Source organism: Pseudomonas sp. B7(2017), assembly GCF_002112745.1.
Classification (GTDB): domain Bacteria; phylum Pseudomonadota; class Gammaproteobacteria; order Pseudomonadales; family Pseudomonadaceae; genus Aquipseudomonas; species Aquipseudomonas ekonensis.
On record NZ_NEIP01000003.1, the window covers coordinates 420,708 to 438,700 of the forward strand.

Annotated in this window: 19 protein-coding genes; 6 read left to right on the forward strand and 13 right to left on the reverse strand. The window is 67.8% G+C overall.

Features of this window, described 5'->3' with window-relative positions:
• Nucleotides 1-45: 45 nt before the first annotated feature.
• The 8 genes from CAG29_RS08305 to gspG all read right to left on the reverse strand — a co-directional run bounded on the left by CAG29_RS08305 (nucleotide 46) and on the right by gspG (nucleotide 9,759).
• Complete coding sequence (locus CAG29_RS08305; protein ID WP_085582256.1) at nucleotides 46-1,149, reverse strand: substrate-binding domain-containing protein; 1,104 nt, start codon at nucleotides 1,147-1,149, stop codon at nucleotides 46-48.
• Nucleotides 1,150-1,654: 505 nt separating this feature from the next.
• Entirely contained in the window at nucleotides 1,655-2,866 is a 1,212-nt protein-coding gene (gene gspF / locus CAG29_RS08310) for a type II secretion system inner membrane protein GspF (RefSeq protein ID WP_085582254.1), read from the reverse strand.
• Nucleotides 2,866-4,272 (reverse strand): type II secretion system ATPase GspE, encoded by a 1,407-nt coding sequence (gene gspE / locus CAG29_RS08315; RefSeq protein ID WP_085694214.1) that lies wholly within the window; start codon nucleotides 4,270-4,272, stop codon nucleotides 2,866-2,868. Before gspE ends, gspF begins: the two co-directional genes overlap by 1 nt.
• Nucleotides 4,269-6,647 (reverse strand): type II secretion system secretin GspD, encoded by a 2,379-nt coding sequence (gene gspD / locus CAG29_RS08320; RefSeq protein ID WP_085694216.1) that lies wholly within the window; start codon nucleotides 6,645-6,647, stop codon nucleotides 4,269-4,271. Before gspD ends, gspE begins: the two co-directional genes overlap by 4 nt.
• Nucleotides 6,644-7,192 carry a type II secretion system protein GspM gene (gspM, locus tag CAG29_RS08325; RefSeq protein WP_085633391.1) on the reverse strand — a complete coding sequence of 183 codons (549 nt, stop codon included), beginning with the start codon at nucleotides 7,190-7,192 and terminating at the stop codon, nucleotides 6,644-6,646. The genes gspD and gspM overlap by 4 nt, the downstream gene beginning before the upstream one ends.
• On the reverse strand, nucleotides 7,185-8,342 hold the full coding sequence (gspL, locus tag CAG29_RS08330; protein ID WP_085640512.1) for a type II secretion system protein GspL: 1,158 nt from the start codon (nucleotides 8,340-8,342) through the stop codon (nucleotides 7,185-7,187). Before gspL ends, gspM begins: the two co-directional genes overlap by 8 nt.
• The gene (gspK, locus tag CAG29_RS08335; RefSeq protein ID WP_085694218.1) at nucleotides 8,339-9,292 is read right to left on the reverse strand and encodes a type II secretion system minor pseudopilin GspK; all 954 of its coding nucleotides are present in this window, start codon (nucleotides 9,290-9,292) and stop codon (nucleotides 8,339-8,341) included. Before gspK ends, gspL begins: the two co-directional genes overlap by 4 nt.
• A gap of 8 nt (nucleotides 9,293-9,300) precedes the next feature.
• Nucleotides 9,301-9,759 (reverse strand): type II secretion system major pseudopilin GspG, encoded by a 459-nt coding sequence (gspG, locus tag CAG29_RS08340; RefSeq protein WP_085582242.1) that lies wholly within the window; start codon nucleotides 9,757-9,759, stop codon nucleotides 9,301-9,303.
• Between the two features lie 146 nt (nucleotides 9,760-9,905).
• On the opposite strand from gspG, the gene gspI reads away from it, so the two are divergent.
• Nucleotides 9,906-10,283: a type II secretion system minor pseudopilin GspI gene (gene gspI / locus CAG29_RS08345; protein ID WP_085694220.1), complete on the forward strand. Its 378-nt coding sequence runs from the start codon at nucleotides 9,906-9,908 to the stop codon at nucleotides 10,281-10,283.
• Between the two features lie 44 nt (nucleotides 10,284-10,327).
• On the opposite strand, the gene CAG29_RS08350 is transcribed toward gspI, so the two are convergent.
• Nucleotides 10,328-10,759: a type II secretion system protein N gene (locus CAG29_RS08350; RefSeq protein ID WP_085582238.1), complete on the reverse strand. Its 432-nt coding sequence runs from the start codon at nucleotides 10,757-10,759 to the stop codon at nucleotides 10,328-10,330.
• A 131-nt stretch (nucleotides 10,760-10,890) separates the two neighbouring features.
• Here CAG29_RS08350 and gspH point away from each other — a divergent pair, with 131 nt between their 5' ends.
• Both gspH and CAG29_RS08360 read left to right on the forward strand, forming a co-directional pair.
• The gene (gene gspH, locus CAG29_RS08355; protein ID WP_085582236.1) at nucleotides 10,891-11,343 is read left to right on the forward strand and encodes a type II secretion system minor pseudopilin GspH; all 453 of its coding nucleotides are present in this window, start codon (nucleotides 10,891-10,893) and stop codon (nucleotides 11,341-11,343) included.
• The gene (locus CAG29_RS08360; RefSeq protein WP_085582234.1) at nucleotides 11,340-11,948 is read left to right on the forward strand and encodes a prepilin-type N-terminal cleavage/methylation domain-containing protein; all 609 of its coding nucleotides are present in this window, start codon (nucleotides 11,340-11,342) and stop codon (nucleotides 11,946-11,948) included. Before gspH ends, CAG29_RS08360 begins: the two co-directional genes overlap by 4 nt.
• A 499-nt stretch (nucleotides 11,949-12,447) precedes the next feature.
• Here the strand turns inward: CAG29_RS08360 and CAG29_RS08365 are convergent, their stop codons facing one another.
• The 3 genes from CAG29_RS08365 to CAG29_RS08375 are packed head-to-tail and all read right to left on the reverse strand — an operon-like array spanning nucleotide 12,448 to nucleotide 14,703.
• Nucleotides 12,448-13,386, reverse strand: a complete 939-nt coding sequence (locus tag CAG29_RS08365; RefSeq protein ID WP_085694221.1) for a DUF4880 domain-containing protein — start codon at nucleotides 13,384-13,386, stop codon at nucleotides 12,448-12,450.
• A 52-nt stretch (nucleotides 13,387-13,438) separates the two neighbouring features.
• Nucleotides 13,439-13,984: an RNA polymerase sigma factor gene (locus tag CAG29_RS08370; protein ID WP_085586901.1), complete on the reverse strand. Its 546-nt coding sequence runs from the start codon at nucleotides 13,982-13,984 to the stop codon at nucleotides 13,439-13,441.
• Nucleotides 13,981-14,703: a secretin and TonB N-terminal domain-containing protein gene (locus CAG29_RS08375; protein ID WP_085586900.1), complete on the reverse strand. Its 723-nt coding sequence runs from the start codon at nucleotides 14,701-14,703 to the stop codon at nucleotides 13,981-13,983. The genes CAG29_RS08370 and CAG29_RS08375 overlap by 4 nt, the downstream gene beginning before the upstream one ends.
• 149 nt (nucleotides 14,704-14,852) lie before the next feature.
• On the opposite strand from CAG29_RS08375, the gene CAG29_RS08380 reads away from it, so the two are divergent.
• Nucleotides 14,853-15,173 (forward strand): hypothetical protein, encoded by a 321-nt coding sequence (locus CAG29_RS08380; RefSeq protein ID WP_085586899.1) that lies wholly within the window; start codon nucleotides 14,853-14,855, stop codon nucleotides 15,171-15,173.
• A 66-nt stretch (nucleotides 15,174-15,239) separates the two neighbouring features.
• On the opposite strand, the gene CAG29_RS08385 is transcribed toward CAG29_RS08380, so the two are convergent.
• Nucleotides 15,240-15,680, reverse strand: a complete 441-nt coding sequence (locus CAG29_RS08385) for a carboxymuconolactone decarboxylase family protein (protein ID WP_085586898.1) — start codon at nucleotides 15,678-15,680, stop codon at nucleotides 15,240-15,242.
• A 318-nt stretch (nucleotides 15,681-15,998) separates the two neighbouring features.
• Here CAG29_RS08385 and CAG29_RS08390 point away from each other — a divergent pair, with 318 nt between their 5' ends.
• Nucleotides 15,999-17,432 carry a PLP-dependent aminotransferase family protein gene (locus CAG29_RS08390; protein ID WP_085586897.1) on the forward strand — a complete coding sequence of 478 codons (1,434 nt, stop codon included), beginning with the start codon at nucleotides 15,999-16,001 and terminating at the stop codon, nucleotides 17,430-17,432.
• Between the two features lie 122 nt (nucleotides 17,433-17,554).
• Nucleotides 17,555-17,848, forward strand: a complete 294-nt coding sequence (locus CAG29_RS08395) for a putative quinol monooxygenase (protein ID WP_085586896.1) — start codon at nucleotides 17,555-17,557, stop codon at nucleotides 17,846-17,848.
• Nucleotides 17,849-17,993 lie beyond the last annotated feature (145 nt).

Sequence of the window (17,993 nt, forward strand, 5' to 3'; positions counted from 1 at the left end):
CGGCAGCCCGAGGGCTGCCGCCATTTCTTGCACCGGGTGCTGCGCTTACAGAGGACGGCCTACGCCGTTGCAGACGCTGGCGTTGTTGATGTCCAGGTTGTTGCCGGAGGTGTTGGTGATGAAGTTGGCGGTCACAGCGGCTTTCCAGTTGGTCGGAACCGGCGTGAAGCTGTGGGCCACGGTGGCGGCGTTGTTGCCTGGGTTGCTGTAGTGGGTGGTCAGGAAGCTGCGCACATCGTTGGCCACGGAAGCGTCCTTGTAGCACTGGCCGAAGACGAAGTTGGTGTAGGCCACGATCGGGTAGCCGCTCGATGGGTTAGGCACGACCGGCACCCACTGGGCAGGGTTCGAAGGCGTGGTCGGCAGTGCGGCCGAACCCAGGGCCAGCGAGACGTTGGCGGTGGTCGGCTGTACGCCGTTGACGCGGGCGACCACGGCGTTGCTGGCGGCGTTCACGCCGTCCGGGCCGACGTAGCCGATGGAGCCATCCACAGCGTTGACGGCGGTGGCGACGTCAGCGGTGTTGGCTACGCCCACCCAGTTCGAAGGCAGGGTCGAACCGGCTGGCAGACGGGCGCTGGTGAAGGTCGAGTTGACCGCGAACTTGGTCGGGCAGATCGAGTTCAGGTGACGGCTGAGGATCTCGGTGGTGCCGCTGGAGACGTTGCGGTAAACGACGCGGATCGGGGTGGTGTCGGCGGTGCCCAGCAGGGTGCCCCAGGTGGTGGCGGTGCCGGACAGTGCGTCGCACAGTTGGGCGCTGGTCAGGTTGAGGGCGGTCTGGCCGGCCTTCTTGTAGGGGATGGCAACCGAGGTGGCCACGGAAGGCAGTTGGATCAGCGGGCCGTACGAAGCGCCGAAGTTGGTGTTGTAGGTGCTGATTTCAGTGGCGCTGAGGATCGAGTCGCTGCCGGCGAAGTGCACGGTGCCGGTGGTGCCGAACTGCGAGGCGGTGTTGGTCAGGAAAGCGCTTTTGCCCACGCCGCTGCCGGTCACGGCATAGCTGAAGTTGGCAGGCAGGATGCTGTTGGCAGAGCCTTTGTACAGAGCGGCAGGCAGTGAGGCGCCACCACCGGTTACGGCCATGGCCTGGGCGGAAGCCAGGGCGGCGACAGTCAGTGAGGCGGCGATCAGAGTGCGCTTGAACATGAAGAATCTCCTTTTCAACGTAGGTTGGGTACACAGGTTTTCAGGTGACTTGCATGACGCGGGTCGGACTCACCGCTGACCGTCGCTGACGTGGCCCGTGGTTAAGTCGCAGGGAGAAATTCGCAGGTTCCGGTGACAGATAAAGGAAAAAACCTCGGGAGCCGAAGACGCTTTCCGGCGGTTTTTCCTCGGGTGTTTGCGCGGCCGTTTCGGCTGTCTGGGACGGGGTTTTGCGCAAGATCGGCCAGAGCCGTTGAACGGCCGTTGCAGATGACAGAAAGGAGAACCCGAGGATGGCCGGCGCGGGACTCGGGTGACGAATCAGGCGGTGAAAAAATTTTAGAACTTAACTGATCGGGCGGACCTCTTCGTCGGATCGTCGTCCGGGGCGAGCCTGCTCCCACAGGTTTCTGCGGTGAGCACAGATGCTGCGGACAACCTCAATCACTGTGGGAGCGGGCTTGCCCGCGAAGAGGCCGGTTCAGGCAACCTCAAAGGCACAGCCTTATTGCACCAACTGATTGATCTCGATGATCGGCAACAGCACCGCCATGACGATCACCAGCACCACCCCGCCCATCACCACGATCATCAGCGGCTCCAGCAGCGCGGTCATGCCCATGGCCCGGCGTTCGATGTCCCGGGACAGGGTCTGCGCCGCCCGCTCCAGCATCGGCGGCAGCGCGCCGGTCTTCTCGCCGCTGGCGATCAGGTGGATCAGCACCGGCGGGAACACGTTCTCCGCCTTCAGCGCCGCCGCCAGGTTGGCGCCTTCGCGCACCTTGGCGGTGGCCTCGTTGACGCTCAGGCTCAGGCGGTCGTTGGACAGGGTCTGGCGCGCCGCGTCCAGCGCCCGCAGCAACGGCACCCCGGCCCCGCCCAGGATCGCCAGGGTCGAGGCGAACCGCGCCGTGTTCAGCCCCAGCACGAACCGCCCGAACAACGGCAGCCGCAACACCCGGTGGTGCCAGCTCAGCCGCGCCGCCGGGTTGCGCAAGTACAGGCGCCAGCTCCAGAAGGCACCGCCCAGCAGCCCCGCGCACAGCCAGCCCCAGGCGCGGATGAAATCGCTGGCGGTGAGCATCGCCAACGTCAGCCCCGGCAGGTCCTGGCGGGCCTGGGAAAACGCGCTGACCACCTGCGGCACCACGTAGCTGAGCAGGAAGATCACGATGCCGATCGACACCAGCCCGACCACGCCCGGGTAGATGAACGCGGTGAGGATCTTGCCGCGCAGGTTGTTGCGCTCCTCGATGTAGTCGGCCAGGCGCTCCATGACCTGGGCCAGGTCGCCGGACTCCTCCCCCGCCGCGATCAGCGCCCGGTAGATCTCCGGAAAGTCCCGGGGCCGGGCCGCCAGCGCTTCGGCCAGGCGCATGCCGCTGCGCACGTCGGCGCGCACGGCGCCGAGGGTGTGGGCGATGTGCTTTTTCTCGGCCTGCTCCACCGTGGCGCTCAGGGCGGCTTCCAGCGGCAGGCTGGCGCCGAGCAGGCTCGCGAGTTGCCGGGTGGCCCAGGCCAGGTCGTTGTCCGACAGCTTCGGGCTGAACAGGCCGCCGGCGCCCTGGCCGGCGGCGGTGTTTTCCTTCTGCACCGACAGCGCGGTCAGGCCCCGGCTGCGCAGCAGGCCGAACGCGGCGCTCTGGCTGTCGGCCTCCAGGTGCCCGGTTTCGATCTTGCCGCCGGCGTCGGCGGCCTCAAAGCGGTAGCGGTTCATCAGGCGTCCCGTGTCACGCGCAGGATTTCCTCGGGCGCGGTGGCGCCGCTGCGGATCCAGCGCTCGCCGTCCTCGCGCAGGCTGAGCATCCCGGCCTTCTGCGCCGAGGCGCGCAAGGCCTGCTCCCCTGCCCCTTGGTGGATCAAGGTGCGGATGTCGTCATCGATGCAGAACAGTTCATGGATACCGGTGCGGCCGCTGTAACCGGTGTGGTTGCATGCCGCGCAGCCCACCGGGCGCCAGGTGCCCGGTGCGGCCGGATCCAGCTGCTTGCAGTGGCCGCACAGCCGCCGCACCAGCCGCTGCGCGAGCACACCGAGCATCGACGACGCCAGCAGGAACGGTTCCACGCCCATGTCGATCAGGCGGTTGACCGCCGACACCGCGTCGTTGGTGTGCAGGGTCGCCAGCACCAGGTGGCCGGTCAGCGAAGCCTGCACGGCGATCTGCGCGGTCTCCAGGTCGCGGATCTCGCCGATCATGATGATGTCCGGGTCTTGCCGCAGGATCGCCCGCAGCGCCAGGGCGAAGGTCATGTCGATCTTGGCGTTGACCTGGATCTGGCTGATGCCCGGCAAGTCGTACTCCACCGGATCCTCCACGGTGAGGATGTTGCTGGTGCTGGCGTCCAGCCGGGCCAGCGCGGCGTACAGGCTGGTGGTCTTGCCGCTGCCGGTGGGCCCGGTGACCAGCACGATGCCGTGGGGCTGGCGGATCAGGCCGTCGAGGCGGGCCAGCACTTGGGCGTCCATGCCCAGGGTCTCCAGGTGCAGGCGGCCGGCCTGCTTGTCGAGCAGGCGCATCACCACCCGCTCGCCGTGGCCGGTGGGCACGGTGGACACCCGAATGTCGATGGGCCGCCCGGCCACGCGCAACGTGATGCGGCCGTCCTGGGGCAGGCGTTTTTCGGCGATGTCGAGCTGGGCCATGATCTTGATCCGCGACACCAGCGCGCCGTGCAGGGCCTTGCGCGGCGAGACCACGTCGCGCAGGGTGCCGTCGACCCGGTAGCGCACCACCGAATGGGTCTCGAACGGCTCGATGTGGATGTCGCTGGCCTCGTCCCGGGCCGCCTGGGTGAGCAAGGCGTTGATCATGCGGATCACCGGCGCGCCGTCCTGGGTGTCGAGCAGGTCGGTGATCTCGGGGATGTCCTGCATCAGGCGGTCGAGGTCGACCTCGCTCTCCGCCGCGCCGACCACCGCCGCCGCACTGCCGGTGTCGGCGTAGGCGCTGGCGAGCAGGCCGTCGAGCTCGTCGTCGCGCACCCGCTCCAGCCGCGCCGCGCCGAACTGGCGGCGCACCTCGCTGATCGACCAGCCCGGCGTCGACGGGCACACCGTCAGCACGCCGTCGCGCAGCAAGATGCGTTGGGCCTTGGCCCAGGCGTAGGGCAATGCGCTCATGACCGCGGACTCGCTTCCAGCGGAACGGCCTTGATGGTCGCCCGCGGCCCGGAGGACGGCGCCACCGCCGGCACGCCCTGGGCGGCGTTGGGCAACTGCGGCGCCTGCATGTCCGGCATCGCCCAGCTGCGCTCCGGTTGCAGGCCGCCCTGGGCGCGGCGCATGAAGTCGTAGCGGTTGAGGGTGATGCTGCGCCCCGCCGCGCTGTCGCGGATGATGTACGGGCGCAGGAACACCATCAGGTTGGTCTTGTTGATCGAGCGGCGTTCGTTGCGAAACAGCGCGCCGATCCCCGGCAGGCTGCCCAGCCACGGCACCGCTTCGTTGCTCTGGCTGTAGCCGTCCTGGAGCAGGCCGCCGAGCACCATGATCTGGCCGTCGTCGAGCAGGATGCTGGTGTCGATGGCACGCTTGCTGGTGACGATCCCCGCCGAGGTGGCCGCCGCCGAAGCACGTTCGTCGATGCTGCTGACCTCCTGGTAGATGTCGAGCTTGACCGTGCCGCCCTCGGAGATCTGCGGCCGCACGTTGAGCTTCAGGCCCACCTCTTCGCGGGTCACGGTCTGGAACGGGTTGTTGCTGGTGCCACCGCCGCCGGTGACGTAGCTGCCGCTGACGAAGGGGATGGTCTGGCCGACGAAGATGCTCGCTGCCTCGTTGTCCAGGGTCAGCAGGTTCGGCGTGGACAGCACGTTGGTGCCGCCCTTGCTCTTCAGCGCCCGGGCCAGCACCTTGAGGTCGAGGACCTTGCCGATGCCGGGAATGTCGACGGTGCCGTTGACGTAGCCCACGTTCAGCCCCTGGGGCAGCACGTCGAGGCTGGTCTTGCCGTTGAGCTTGAGCCCGGAACCGCCGAGGTTGGCGCCGCCGATCACGCCCTTGCCGCCGAGGTTGCCGCTCTGCCACTGCACGCCGAATTCGCTGGCGTCGTCCTCGCCGATCTCGACGATCAGGCTTTCGATCACCACTTGGGCGCGTCGCTGGTCGAGCAGGTCGATGACTTCGCGCAGGTTGCGGTACAGCGGCTCCGGCGCGGAGATCAGCAAGGTGTTGGTGGTGGCGTCGGCCTGGATGGTCACGCCGCCGGCGCTGAAGGCGACGTTCTGTTCGCTGGCCTGACCGCCGGCGGTGCCGCTGCCGGCGCTGCTGCCCTGGGCATAGCTGCCCCCGTTGCCGGAACCGCTGCCGGTGGTGGTGCTGCCGGTGGTGGTCTGCGTGCCGTTCTGGTTGGCCTGCCCGCCGCCATTGGCCGTGCTGCCCATGGCGCTGAGCACCGAACGGGCGCCGTCGCCGGTGCCGCTGTCGCTCTCGCCGGTGAGCAGGCCGCGCAGGGCCTGGGCGAGCTTGCCGGCCTGGGCGTTGCGCAGGTACACCACGTGCAGGTTGCTCGGGTTGCTCTGAGCGTTGTCGAGCTTGTAGATCAGGTTGCGCGCCAGCTCCGTGCGCTCGGGGCTGCCGGCGCGGATGATGATGGTGTTGGAGCGCGGGTCGCCGATCACCGCGATCTTCTGCGTGGGGTCGTTGCCCGGCGCGTCCAGCAGGTCGGCGACCATCGGCGCGATGTCGGCGGCGATGCCGTTCTGGATCTGCACCACGTCGGTGTCGATGGCGCTCGGGGTGTCGATGCCGGCGATCAGCTGCGCCACGCGGTTGAGGTTCTCGGCGTAGTCGGTGACCACCACCGTGTTGTTGCCCGGATAGGCATTGATCGGGTTGTTCGGCGACACGATCGGGCGCAGCACCGGAATCAGGTTCACCGCGTTCTCGTACTGCAGGCGGAAGGTGCGGGTGAGCATGCCGTTGCCGGCCGGTTTGTCGGCGCTGTAGATCGGCCCGCCGAGCAGTTTGGCGTCGGCCTCCGGCACCACCTGGGCGACGCCGCCGACGTCCACCACGCTGAAGCCCTGCATGCGCAGCGCCGCCAGCAGCATCTCATAGGCCTGGCGGGCCGGCACCTGGCCTTCGGAGACCAGCGTGAGGTTGCCCTTGACCCGCGGATCGACCAGGAATTGCTGACCGGTGGAACGGGACAGCGCCCGCACCACGGCCTGGATGTCGGCCTCGACGAAGTTCAGGGTCACCGGTTGGTCGCCCAATGGATTGGCCGCCGCGACGGGCCCCTGCACCGCCCCGCCGCTGCGGGCGCGTGCGGTGATGTTGTGCAGTTGCTTGGGCGCAGGCCTGACCTGGGCCTGCATCCGCTCACGGTCCAGCACCGCGTCGCCGCTGCGCTGGGTGTTGGCCAAGGGCCGGCCGAGTTCGCTGTCCACCAGCAACGGCGGCTGATTCTGCGGGGCGGTGTTGCTGCACGCGCCCAACGCCACCAACAGCATCGGCAGCGCCTTGCGCGCCGGGTTGAAACCTGACCCCTTCATGAAGCTTCCTTAGCGCCCAGCGCCTGATCCATGCGTACGGTGCCTGACAGAGTGCCGGCGGTGTCATCGGTCGCGGCGGCCTCTGCGCGTTGCAGACGGGCCTCGACCACGTGCAGCGAAAACTGTTGCGGGCGGCTCAGCAGCCAGTCGAGCACGGCGTCCGCCGGGGCCGCGTCGAAGGTCAGTTGCCAGCCGCCGGACGGCACCGCCTGCAAGCGGAAATGACCCGCCAGCCCGGCGGCCTGCAACCCGTGCTGCAGCGAAGATTCGAGGTCTTGTCCGGCGGCCGGCGCGCTGACGTCGCGCAACAGCACCTCCAGGGCTTCGGCCTGGGCCCGCAGCTTCGGCGTTTCGGCCTGCCAGTCGGCGATCTTCTTCAACGGCGGCTGGATCAGCGCGACCCACACCAGCAGGGACGTCACCGCGACGGCCATGCCGATCACCATGCGTTTCTCCCGCTGGGCCAGCGGCTGCCAGCGGGCCTGCACCTGCCGGGCGACGCGCTGCCAGGCGGCGCGGCCATTGGCCAATGTCACCTTATTCATCTTCCGCTCCGCTGTTGTCGCCGTCGTCGTCGCCTGCCGTAGAGAGGGCCTCGCCGGCCGGACGCAACGTCCAGCCGTCCGCGTCATGGCTGACGCTGATCCCGGCCTGGGCCAGCGTGTCTTGCCACCCCTTGTCGCTGCCGGCCCGGGCGTCGTCCAGCAGGCTCAATTGCAGGGCGCCGTCGACGAACGTGAGGCGCTGCACGCTGCCGGCCATGAACGGCATGCCGTTGCCCGCTTGCAGCACCAGCCGGCTGAAGGCCTGCCCCGGATCGTCCGCCGCCCCCTGCTGACGCGCCGCCAGTTGCTGACGGGCCTGTTGCAGCGGATTGAGGATCACCGGCAATTCGGGAAAGGCCTGTTTCACCCGTTGCATCATCTGCGCCTTGAGCTGTTGGCCCTGCGCGGCTTCGCGGGCGGCGTACAGGTTCAGGCCGGTCACCCACACCGTCAGCGCGAGTGCGCCAAAGCCCAGCGCCCGTCCCCAGCCGCGCCGGTCCACCGGCTGCTGGAGGCCGGCATGCAGCCCCCAGGCCGGCAGCGGTCCGCTCCAGCGCTGGTCGGACGGCAACGACTGTGCGCCTTGCGGGGCGTCGTCGCCGATCCAGTGCAGCGCCACGCCGGGTTCCGCCTGCTCCCCGTCGTCGAGCAGCGGCTGGATCCGCGCCGTGTGCAGGCTGTCGCGCAGCAACAGATGCCCCTCGAACACGCCACCGACCCCGCCGGCCATGACCGGTAAACCGTAGGCCGCCGGGTACAGGCCCTTGAGGTGCAGCCCGGTCTGGCGCAGCAACCGCCCGAGCTGTTGCAGTTCCTGCCGCGCCAACCACGCCACCGCCACCTGCCCGGCGTCATCCCGCGGACCGTGGGCCACGTGCATGGCGGCGACGTCGCCGAGCATCAGGGTCTGGGCCGCGCACTGGACGGCGGCGGCCATCTTGGCGGTCGGCAACGGCGGCAAATCGAGGCTGGCCAGGAGGCTGTCCGCCGGGTGCAGGAAGCACACCAGCGGAGTCTTGGCCGGCAGTTGCCCCAGACGCTGCACCTGTTGGCGGACCACCTGCCCCTGACGGTCGAGCCACACGCAGGCAAGCTCGCTGTCCAGGCTCAGCTGCGCCAGCGGCGGCAGGCCCACGCGCACCGGCGTCATACCCCCACCCTCGACCAGATCACCTGCGGCAGACGGTCTTGGCTTCGGTGCAGCAGCGCTTCGACGCTGACCCGACGCTGCTCGCGGCGGGCCTGGCCGCGCAGGCGGAACCAGTCACTGGTGATGCCGACCTTGACGCTGGTCATCTCCAGTTGCGGCAGGCGCAGGCGGTTGACGAAGTCGCCGCGGTTGATGAACCAGCGGCCGGCGTCGCGCTCATTGATCAGCGCCTGCGCCCGCTCCAGCGACAGTCCCGGCACATACGCCGCCAGCACCGGCGCGGTGGCGGTGTTGCCGTTGACCCAGGTGTTGGCCGGGATCACCGTGAGGTAAGGCGCCAGCTTGCGCAGGACGGCGTCGTCGACGCCCTCGACGCTGCGCAGGTCTTCAAGCGTGCGCAGCATCGGCAGGGTCGGTGGCTGCGGCTTGCGTGCGGCGCCGGGCGAAGTGCCGCGGCCGCTGTCGAAGCCATTCTTCGCCAAGGCCTTGTCCGCCAGGGCCGGGTTCAAAAGCCGTGGGTAGGAATCGATGACCCGCAAAGTGATGCGCCGGGCCAGTGCGTCGCTGACGCCGATCAGTGCGCACAGGCGCTGGAACGCCTCGACCTGGCCGTCATCGACCCGTTCGTTGGCCACCAGCGTGCGCAGGTTGAACTTGCCCTGCTCGTCCTCCAGCCGCCCTTCGAAACCGTAGGCGTTCAGCCCCTGTGCCCAAGGCTGGTCGAGCCGGGTCAACGGGTCGCGCTGCCGGGCGTCCCAGAGCAATTGGCGGCTCAGTTCCAGGCCGCCGTTCAGCAGCCAGCGCCCCTGCACCCGCAGTTGCTCGGCTTCCAGCGCACGGGTCGAGACGCTCTGACGGGTGAGCATGCCGGCGGCGATCACCGCCACCACCGCCGCGATCAGCAGCGCGCTGATGATCGCCATGCCCCGCTGGTTCGATGGGCTGTCCATGGCCGGCCCTACAGTTGCCAGGAGCCGATGTCGGCGTTCACGCCCTCGCCGTCCGGCTGGCCGTCGGCGCCGAGGGAGAAGATGTCGATCTCGCCGTTGGCGCCGGGGTTGAGGTACTGGTACGGGCGGCCCCACGGGTCGTTGGGCAGGCGCTCCAGGTACGAGCGCCAATTGCTGTTCTTGGCGTCGGCGGGACGCTCCACCAGCACCTTCAAGCCCTGGTTCATGGTCGGGTAGCTGCCGTGGTCGAGCCGGTACAACTTGAGGGCCTGCATCAGCCCGCCGATGTCCTGCTTCGCCGCCGTGGCCCGGGCCTGATCCGGCCGGTCCAGCACCTTGGGCACCACCATCGCTGCCAGAATCCCGAGGATCACCACCACGACCATGATCTCGATCAGGGTGAAGCCCTGCTGCCGGCGAGGCATCCGTGGCGGTTGTTGAGGCTGTTTGCGCTGCGCGATATCCATCTCGTCATTCCCTGGCTAGATTCGATTCGACGCGCAGTGTTGCAAGAAGATATGTCAGAGATGTTGTGAATCCTCGGGAGTTTCGGTCTTCAAGCGGTCAAGCGCGGGGGTTAGCGTCAAGGGCTGCCCGACCGCCCGAGAACCCGATGCGCGCCCCTTCCAAAGAAGCCGGATTCACCCTGATCGAAGTGCTGGTGGCCCTGGCGATCATCGCCGTGGCCATGTCCGCCGCCGTGCGCGTGGCGGGGCTGATGACGCAGAGCAGCGGCCTGCTGCGCGACCGCTCGATTGCGATGATTGCGGCGCAGGGGCGCATGGCCGAGCTGCAGTTGGAGGGTCGGTTGCCGATGGGGATGAAAGCCGTGGAGTGCGACCAGGGGCGCCTGCCGTTGCGCTGCGAGCAAATGATCGGCAGCGCCGAGAACGGGCGGCTGCTGAAGGTCGGCGTGCAGGTGTTCGACCGCAGCCAAGATGCGCCGCCGCTGGCGCGGGTCGAGACGCTGTTGAGCCGTCCGCAGCCCTGATCCTGCCTTGTGAAGACGAGTCGCCCTCACCACAGGGTTGTTTTTCAGGGACGGGTCAGCCGAGGCAGGTCCGGGCCTTGCGGCAGTTTGTCCACGGCCAGCCGCTGCGGCTCGCCGCCCTGCTCGATCACCACCGCATCGCCTTCCACCGCCAGCAGTTTCACCCCGGCACTGATGCGCTCGCCTTGCAGGAAGCTCTGCGGCGGTCCGTCGTTGAGGCTGAGTATCGCCACTGCCCCCCGACTACCCGCCATCACGCCGCTGACCTTGATCTGCACCGGCGCCGTGCGGTCGGCAAACCATTGCAGCGCCGGGCTGTCGCTGCGGGCGGCGAGCAGTTGCGGGGCGGCGGCCGGGGTGTGCGATTCGGCGGGGGTCAGCAGCAGCGACGACCATGTCGCAACGCCCACCAGCGCCGCCAGCAGCGCCAGGGCCTGTGCCATCTGCGGCGGGGAAACGCGTGCGGTGAAGTTCATGGGTTCAATCTCCTTTCAATCCCGACCGTCAGACTACCCGGCAATTCTCACGGTTTTATTTCACACGCCTTACATGTTGGCCGGGCACGATGGCGGTTCAGGACAGGTCGACGCAAAGGAGTGCGCAGGGAATGAACCGGTTCACGCAACAGGGCTTCACCCTGATCGAGCTGATGGTGGTGCTGGTGATCATCGGCATCGCCAGCGCGGCGATCAGCCTGAGCATCCGCCCCGACCCGCTGCAACTGCTGCGCAAGGACGCCGAGCGCGTGGCGCAGTTGCTCCAGGTGGCCCAAGCCGAGGCCCGCGCCGACGGCCGGCCGATCGCCTGGCTGAGCGACGCCAAGGGCTTCCGCTTCAGCCGGCGCAGCGACAGCGGCCAGGGGTTCGACCATTTCGAGCGGGATGCGCAACTGCGCCCGCGCCCTTGGCAGAGCCCGAAGCTCGATGTGCGGGTGGAACCGAAGCAGAAAGTGGTGCTCAACGCCGAATGGATCAACCCGCCGCTGCAATTGACCCTGTCCGACGGGCTCAACCGCCTGAGCGTGATGCGCGATGCCGCCGGCCGGATCAGCGTGCAATGAAGCGCCAACAGGGTTTCACCCTGATCGAAGTGATGGTGGCGATCCTGCTGATGGCGGTGGTCAGTCTGATTGCCTGGAAGGGGCTGGACAGTGTCACGCGCGCAGACAGCCATTTGCAGGCCAGTGGTGAGCAGAACGACAGCCTGCTGCGGGCGTTGAACCAGTTGCAGCGCGACGTTGAGCTGCGTGCCGGAATCGAGCTCAGCGAACCGAAACGTGCCGGCGAAGACGACGAACCCGACACCGCCCCGCCCGCCCTCACCGTGCGCGGCAGCGACAGCCAAGGCTTTCGGCTGGACATCATCCGCACCGCCGCCGACCGGCCCGGCGCCCTGCAACGGGTGCGCTGGTGGCTCAAGGGCGACACCCTGTACCGCGCCGCCGCCCCGGCCCGCAGCCGCTATCCGCTGCCGGCGCCGACCTCTGGGGTGGCGGTGCTCACGGATGTCAGCGAAGCGCAGGTGCGGGTCTGGGATCCGGACAAGGGCTGGCGCCCACTGAGCGGCAACCGCAAGGAAGATCCGCCGGGCCTGGAACTGCGCCTGACCCGCCAGACCCCGCAAGGCCCCGAACGCTACCGCCAGGTCATCGGCCCGCTGCTGTGATCGCCCTGATTCTGCGGTGCCTGAGCCACCGCCATCGCCAGCAGGCTGGCTCCCACAGGGGATCCAAGTTGATGGCAGATTTCCGTGCCTACCACAGGTATCCTCGGTGTCCGCAAAATCCAGGTACACCACAAAAACCTGTGGGAGCTGGCTTGCCAGCGATGAGGCCGGCACTGCCGACATCTCTGTTGCCTGACACACCGCCATCGCGGGCAAGTCGAGTCGTCGCACCGCAGCTCCCACAGGTATCTCAAGCGCCCGCAAAATCCAGGCACACCACAAAAACCCGTAGGAGCTTGCCTGCAAGCGATGAGGCCGGCATTGCTGGCATCTCTGTTGACTGAACCACCGCCATCGCTGGCAAGTCGAGTCGTCGCACCGCAGCTCCCACAGGTATCTCAGGTGCCCGCAAAATCCAGGCACACCACAAAATCCTGTAGGAGCTTGCCTGCAAGCGATGAGGCCGGCACTGCTGGCATCTAAACCGCCAGCCATGCCGTCAGCTGAAAACGACGACCCCGCCCGGCAGTTTGGTGCATTTGACGCCATAGGCGTCGCGGATCAGCAAGGCGACGCCGGCCAGTTGGTCAAGGCTGAAGCGGGCCTGCACCCGGCGCTGGCCCAGTTCGCGGTTGAGCAGCACCAGCATGCCGGGGCGGTAGCGGTTGATCTCGTCGATCATCTGGCTCAGCGTCGCGCCGTTGAACACCAGCACCTGGTGCCGCCAGTTCATCACCGCGGCGGTGTCGACGCTCTGCACGCTGCCCACCTGCTGCGCGTCCCAGGTCAGTTGCTGGCCCGGCTCCAGGCGCACGCTGCGGCCTTGCAGGTCCACCTCCAGCACACCGTCGAGACACGTCACGCACACCTGCCGGTCGAGGTTGCGCAGGTTGAACCGTGCCTGACTGGTCCGCAGCCAGCCGCTGCCGGCCTGCACCGCCAACGGCCGGCGCACGGTCTGCACCTCGACTTCGCCGCTGAGCAGTTCGAAGCCTTGCGCGCCGCCTTCCACGGCGCGCTGGTTGATGCGGGTCTGAGTGTTGAGCTCCAGGCTCAGGCCGTCGGCCGGTTCGAAGCGGCGCTGCTCGCCGACCTCGGTGATGTAGTCGGCCCCAAGGCCCGAGAAACCGCCGGGCACCGTGCCGCGCACCAGCAGGAACGCCGCCGACGCCGCAATGGCGCCGCCCAGGAACGCCCGTCGGCCGAAGCGCCGGGGAGCCCGCAGGCCCTCGGCCGCCGGTTGCAGCAGGTGCCACAGGGCCTTGCAGTCCTCGAAGGCGCGGGCGTGTTCGGGGCTTTGCGCGCACCACTGGCGCAGGGCCCGGGCATCGGCGGCCGTGGCCCGGCCCGAGGTCAGCAGGATCAGCCAGTCGCGGGCTTCGCTCTGCAGACGTTCACAGGCCTTGGGCGCGGCAGGTGTCAGACGGAGGATGTTCAAACGCACAGTTACTCGACGGGTTGATCGGGACGCCCGGATCGGCGCTCTACTTTCAAGACGGTTTTCCGGCCCCGCGACCGAACCGCTGAAACACTTTTCTTTCCAGTTTCGCCGCGCAGTGCCCCAGCGCAGCCTTGATTTCCTTCTCGACCATGCGCGTGGAGATGCCGAAGCGCTGGGAAATCTCCAGGTGCGGCGCCTCTTCCAGACGGGCGGCGATGAAGATCCGCCGGCGCCGCGCCGGCAGCTCATACAGGGCGCTGAGCAGCGACTGGATCTCCTTCTGCCCACCCACCACCCGCGCCGGGTCGAGGGCTTCGTCGCTGATCTGCAGCAGTTCCTCGACCTCGCTGCCGGTGAGCAGCCGGGCGTCGGCCTGGCGGCGGTCGGCGGCGATGTTCAGCGCCATGCGGTAGAGGTAGGCGTTGGGCCGCAGGAGATCCGGCGGAGGCTCCATGCGATCCACCCGCAGGTAGGTCTCGTGCAGCACGTCGTTGGCCAGGTCCTCGGAGCCGAGACGACGGCGCAGGCGCACCCGAAAGTCGTCGTAGGACGTCAGGAACAGCTGGAGCATCGAACCTTGTCCGGCGTCTTTCATCCCCCGGAAACTCCTTCCCATCTGGTGCAGTCCATGCGTTTCCCTGTGTTTTTCTTGTCCATGGTTTCCGGCAACAGCAGCAGTGTCACCGGCTGACGCAAAGCCCCGGGCGTCGGGCGCTCGATGCTCAAGCGTTGAAAACTGTCCACCAGCGCCGCGTCCCGCCGGCCATCGCCGGTGGAGGTCAGCAGCCGATGGTGCTGCACCACCCCGTCGCGGCCGATCCACAACTGCAGCACCGCGCGGTAACTGCCCGGACGGGTGAGCGGCGAACGGCACAGCGTGCGTTCGATGGCCGCCTGCACCGCCGTCGCATAGCTGCGGTTGACCGCGCTGGGCGCCGCCGTTGCGTGCTGGGCCGGCCCTTGCGTCTCTTCGACCTGCGCCACCTGCAAGGTGAACGCATCAGCGCGGGCGTACTTGGCCATCAGGCCGCTGCCGCCGAGCATGCGGCGCAAGGCGTCGGCCGCGGTGAACTCACCGTCCACCGCCGACGAACGCCGGCCCCGGCTCAACTGGCTGTCGACCAGCACCGCCATGCCCGTGGCCCGACTGAACCGGTCCAGGGCCGACGCCAGATCCTGGGCCGGGATGTGCAGCGTCATGCGCAACGGTTCGGCCTTCGCCCCCAGCGCCAAGAGGCCCAGCAACAGGCCCAGACAGGCCTGGCGCAAAGGCGCTGAACGCACAAAACCGCCCTTGGCATGGCCTCGCTGCACGGCTGACGCACCCCTGAAAACCGTCATCCTGAGGGCTGTTTATGAATCTGGTGTGACGGACGGTGCAAAAAAACCATCACGGGATCGCCGACGGCCTTGCAGTAGACTCAAGTACCAGAGCGGCCCGTCGGGCCGGCCAGGAGGCCTGCATGAAATCACTGAGCAACATCGTTCTGGGCGGCGCGGTGCTGATCGCCTGCGCCATGGCGCACGCCGAACAGCCGACGGGGTGCATCGACGTAACGGTCGGCGGCTACAAGGCGCCGAACTACGATTGCCTGAGCCAGCAGATGGGCAACAACCCCGAAGGCGCCAAGGCGGCGCAAAAGAACCGCGAGGCGATGAACGTGCCCGTCGACAAGCGACCGCCGAACCAGGTGGGCCTGGCGACGCCGGCCGCCACCGCCACGCGGATGGGCAACGCCTTCGGCCACTCGGTCAAGCCGCAGCGGCCGCCGGCCGGTCAATGAGCCCAGAGCCCGAGGCGAGGGCGCTGGCTCGCGCGTGCGTGCGCAGCAGCCCTGCGCGCGCTCGGATCACTCGCTGGGCTCCTGGCGGAAACTCACCGCCAGCCGGTTCCAACTGCTGATGGTGCTGATGGCCATGGTCAGATCCACCAGCTCGCCTTCCGCGAACTGCTCCCGCGCTTCCTGGAAGACAGCATCCGTGACCTTGCCTTCGGACAGCAGCGTCACCGCTTCGGTCCAGGCCAGCGCCGCCCGCTCGCGCAGGCTGAAAAAGCCGCTGTCGCGCCACACCGCTACCGCGTACAGGCGCCGCTCGCTCTCCCCGGCCCGTCGGGCCTCCACCGAGTGCAGGTCGGTGCAGAACGCACAGCCGTTGAGCTGCGAGGCGCGGATCTTGATCAGGTGCAGCAGCGGCGGCTCGATGCTCAGGCTGCCGGTCAGCGCCTCCAGGGCGATCATCGCTTTCATCGCCTTGGGCGAGGCGCTGTAGTAATCCAGGCGCGGGGACATGGGCGGGTCTCGGGCAGCAGAAGAGTGATTTCACGGTAAGCGCTGGTGCGCCAGGGTTACAGCCCCAATTCCACGGAAAACTGGCAGACCACTGAACCCGGGCACACACTGACTCTGTGGGAGCTGGCTTGCCAGCGATGGCGGTATACCTGCTGACACTGATGCTGGATCCGAAGGCCCCATCGCTGGCAAGCCAGCTCCCACAGGGTTCTGCACCAATTTCGGGGATTTGCGATACGCAACTTCTGCCCCGCGTGCATTCGGAAGTAATCTGGCGGGCGCACAATCCGCCTCATTCGCCCCAGGAGCCCCGTCGGTATGGAACTTCATGTCGTGATCAACGGCCGCAAGGATCTGGCCGGCCAGTTGTACCAGCAACTGCGCGGCGCCATCGAGTCCGGGCGGCTGGCCGCCGGCACCCAGTTGCCCCCCAGCCGCCTGCTGGCCGAGCAGTTGGGGATTTCGCGCAAGACCATCTCCGACACCTATGCGCAGCTGACCTACGAAAACTTCCTCACCGGCGTGATCGGCAAAGGCACCTACGTCAACGCCCGTCCCGCCGCCGTGCAGCGCAAGCAAAGCGCTGCGGAACTGGCCGGCGCCGAGGTCGTCGAGCGATGGCGCAATCTGCCGGTGTTCCTGCGCCACCCGACGCTGGAAGGCTCGCTGCGCTACGACTTCATCGGCGGCGCCACCGGCAAGGGCCAGTTTCCCCAGGACGACTGGCGCCGTTGCGTCGCCCACGCCATGCGGCAGATGGCGACCTCCAAGGGCTTCTACAGCCTGCCCGAAGGCTTGCCGGCGCTGCGCAACGCGATTGCCCGGCACATTGCGTTTTCCCGTGGGGTGAATTGCCAGGACGAAGACGTGGTGGTGTGCAACGGCGCCCAGCAGGCGCTGGACCTGATCGCCCGGGTGCTGCTGCAGCCCGGCAGCGTCGTGGCGATGGAAGACCCCGGCTATCCACCCGCCCGTCTGCTGTTCGGCACCCACGGCGCCACGGTGGTCGGGGTGCCGGTGGATGCCGAGGGCATTCAGGTCGAGCACATTCCCGACGGCACCCGGCTGATCTACGTGACGCCGTCGCACCAGTTCCCGCTGGGCATGCCCATGAGCCAGGCCCGCCGCGAGGCGCTGCTGGAGCGCGCCCACGCACTGGGCGCCATCGTCATCGAGGACGACTACGACAGCGAATTCCGCTACGAAGGCCGGCCCACGGATTCGCTGCACAACCTCGACCGGCGCGGCCTCGTCGCCTATGTCGGCACCTTCTCCAAGACCCTGCTGCCGGAGCTGCGGATCGGCTATGCGATCCTGCCGCCGGCGATTCTTGAGGCGGTGATCCGCGCCAAGCAGCTCACCGACCTGCACGCCTCCACCCTGCCGCAATGGGCCCTGGCCAAGTTCATCGCCGAGGGCTGCCTGCTCAAGCACATCCGCCGCTGCCACACCGTCTACGCCCAGCGCCGGGAACGGATCCTGACGCGCATGGCCACCGACCTGTCGCCGTGGCTGGAGGCGGTGCCGCCCAGCGCCGGGTTCCACATGGCGGTGTTCTGCAAGGTGCCGCTGGACCTGCCGCTGATCATCGAGCTGGCGAAAAAGGTCGAGGTCGGGCTGTACGCGATCAACGGCTTCTACTATCAGCAAGCGCCCCGCGACGGCCTGTACTTCGGCTTCGGCGCCATCGAGACTCTGGACATCGATATCGCCCTGGACCGCCTGCGCGATCTCTTGCAGCAAGTGGCCTGAGGGATTGGTCTAACCGATTAACCGCCGATTGGTTATTGGTGATCCCGGGAGGCAGGCCTATCCTGCACAGGCCTTATCCCTCAATGGGCGGATGCGTCCGAACCGGTACAGGAGAGCGAGCCATGTCCAACCCCGTGATCAATACCGTCCAGGTGCAGGCCGCCGCCGGCCGCTCGGAAGAGCTGGGCAGGCAGTTGCAGAAGATCGTCGAGACCCTGCGTGAAACGCCCGGCTGCGACTCCTACATGGTCGACCGCTGCCCCGAGGACAGCCAGCGCTGGACGGTCAGTGCCCACTGGCAATCGGAAGCGGCCATGCAGGCGCACTTCAACCGCCCCGAGGCACAGGGCTTCATCGACCTGATCGACAGCCGGCTGGCCAACAGCGTGGACTTCAATTCCTTTCCCATCGTCTAGTCCTGCAGGGTCGCCACGGGTCTGTCTCTCTGCGGGATCGATTCGGCGAAACGCCCTCGCCACAGGGGCACGTGCCCGACAGGTTTCAGGGGCGGCGATTGGTCTCCCGATCTTCCCGAACATTGGCCGTTTGATCGAACCGCCG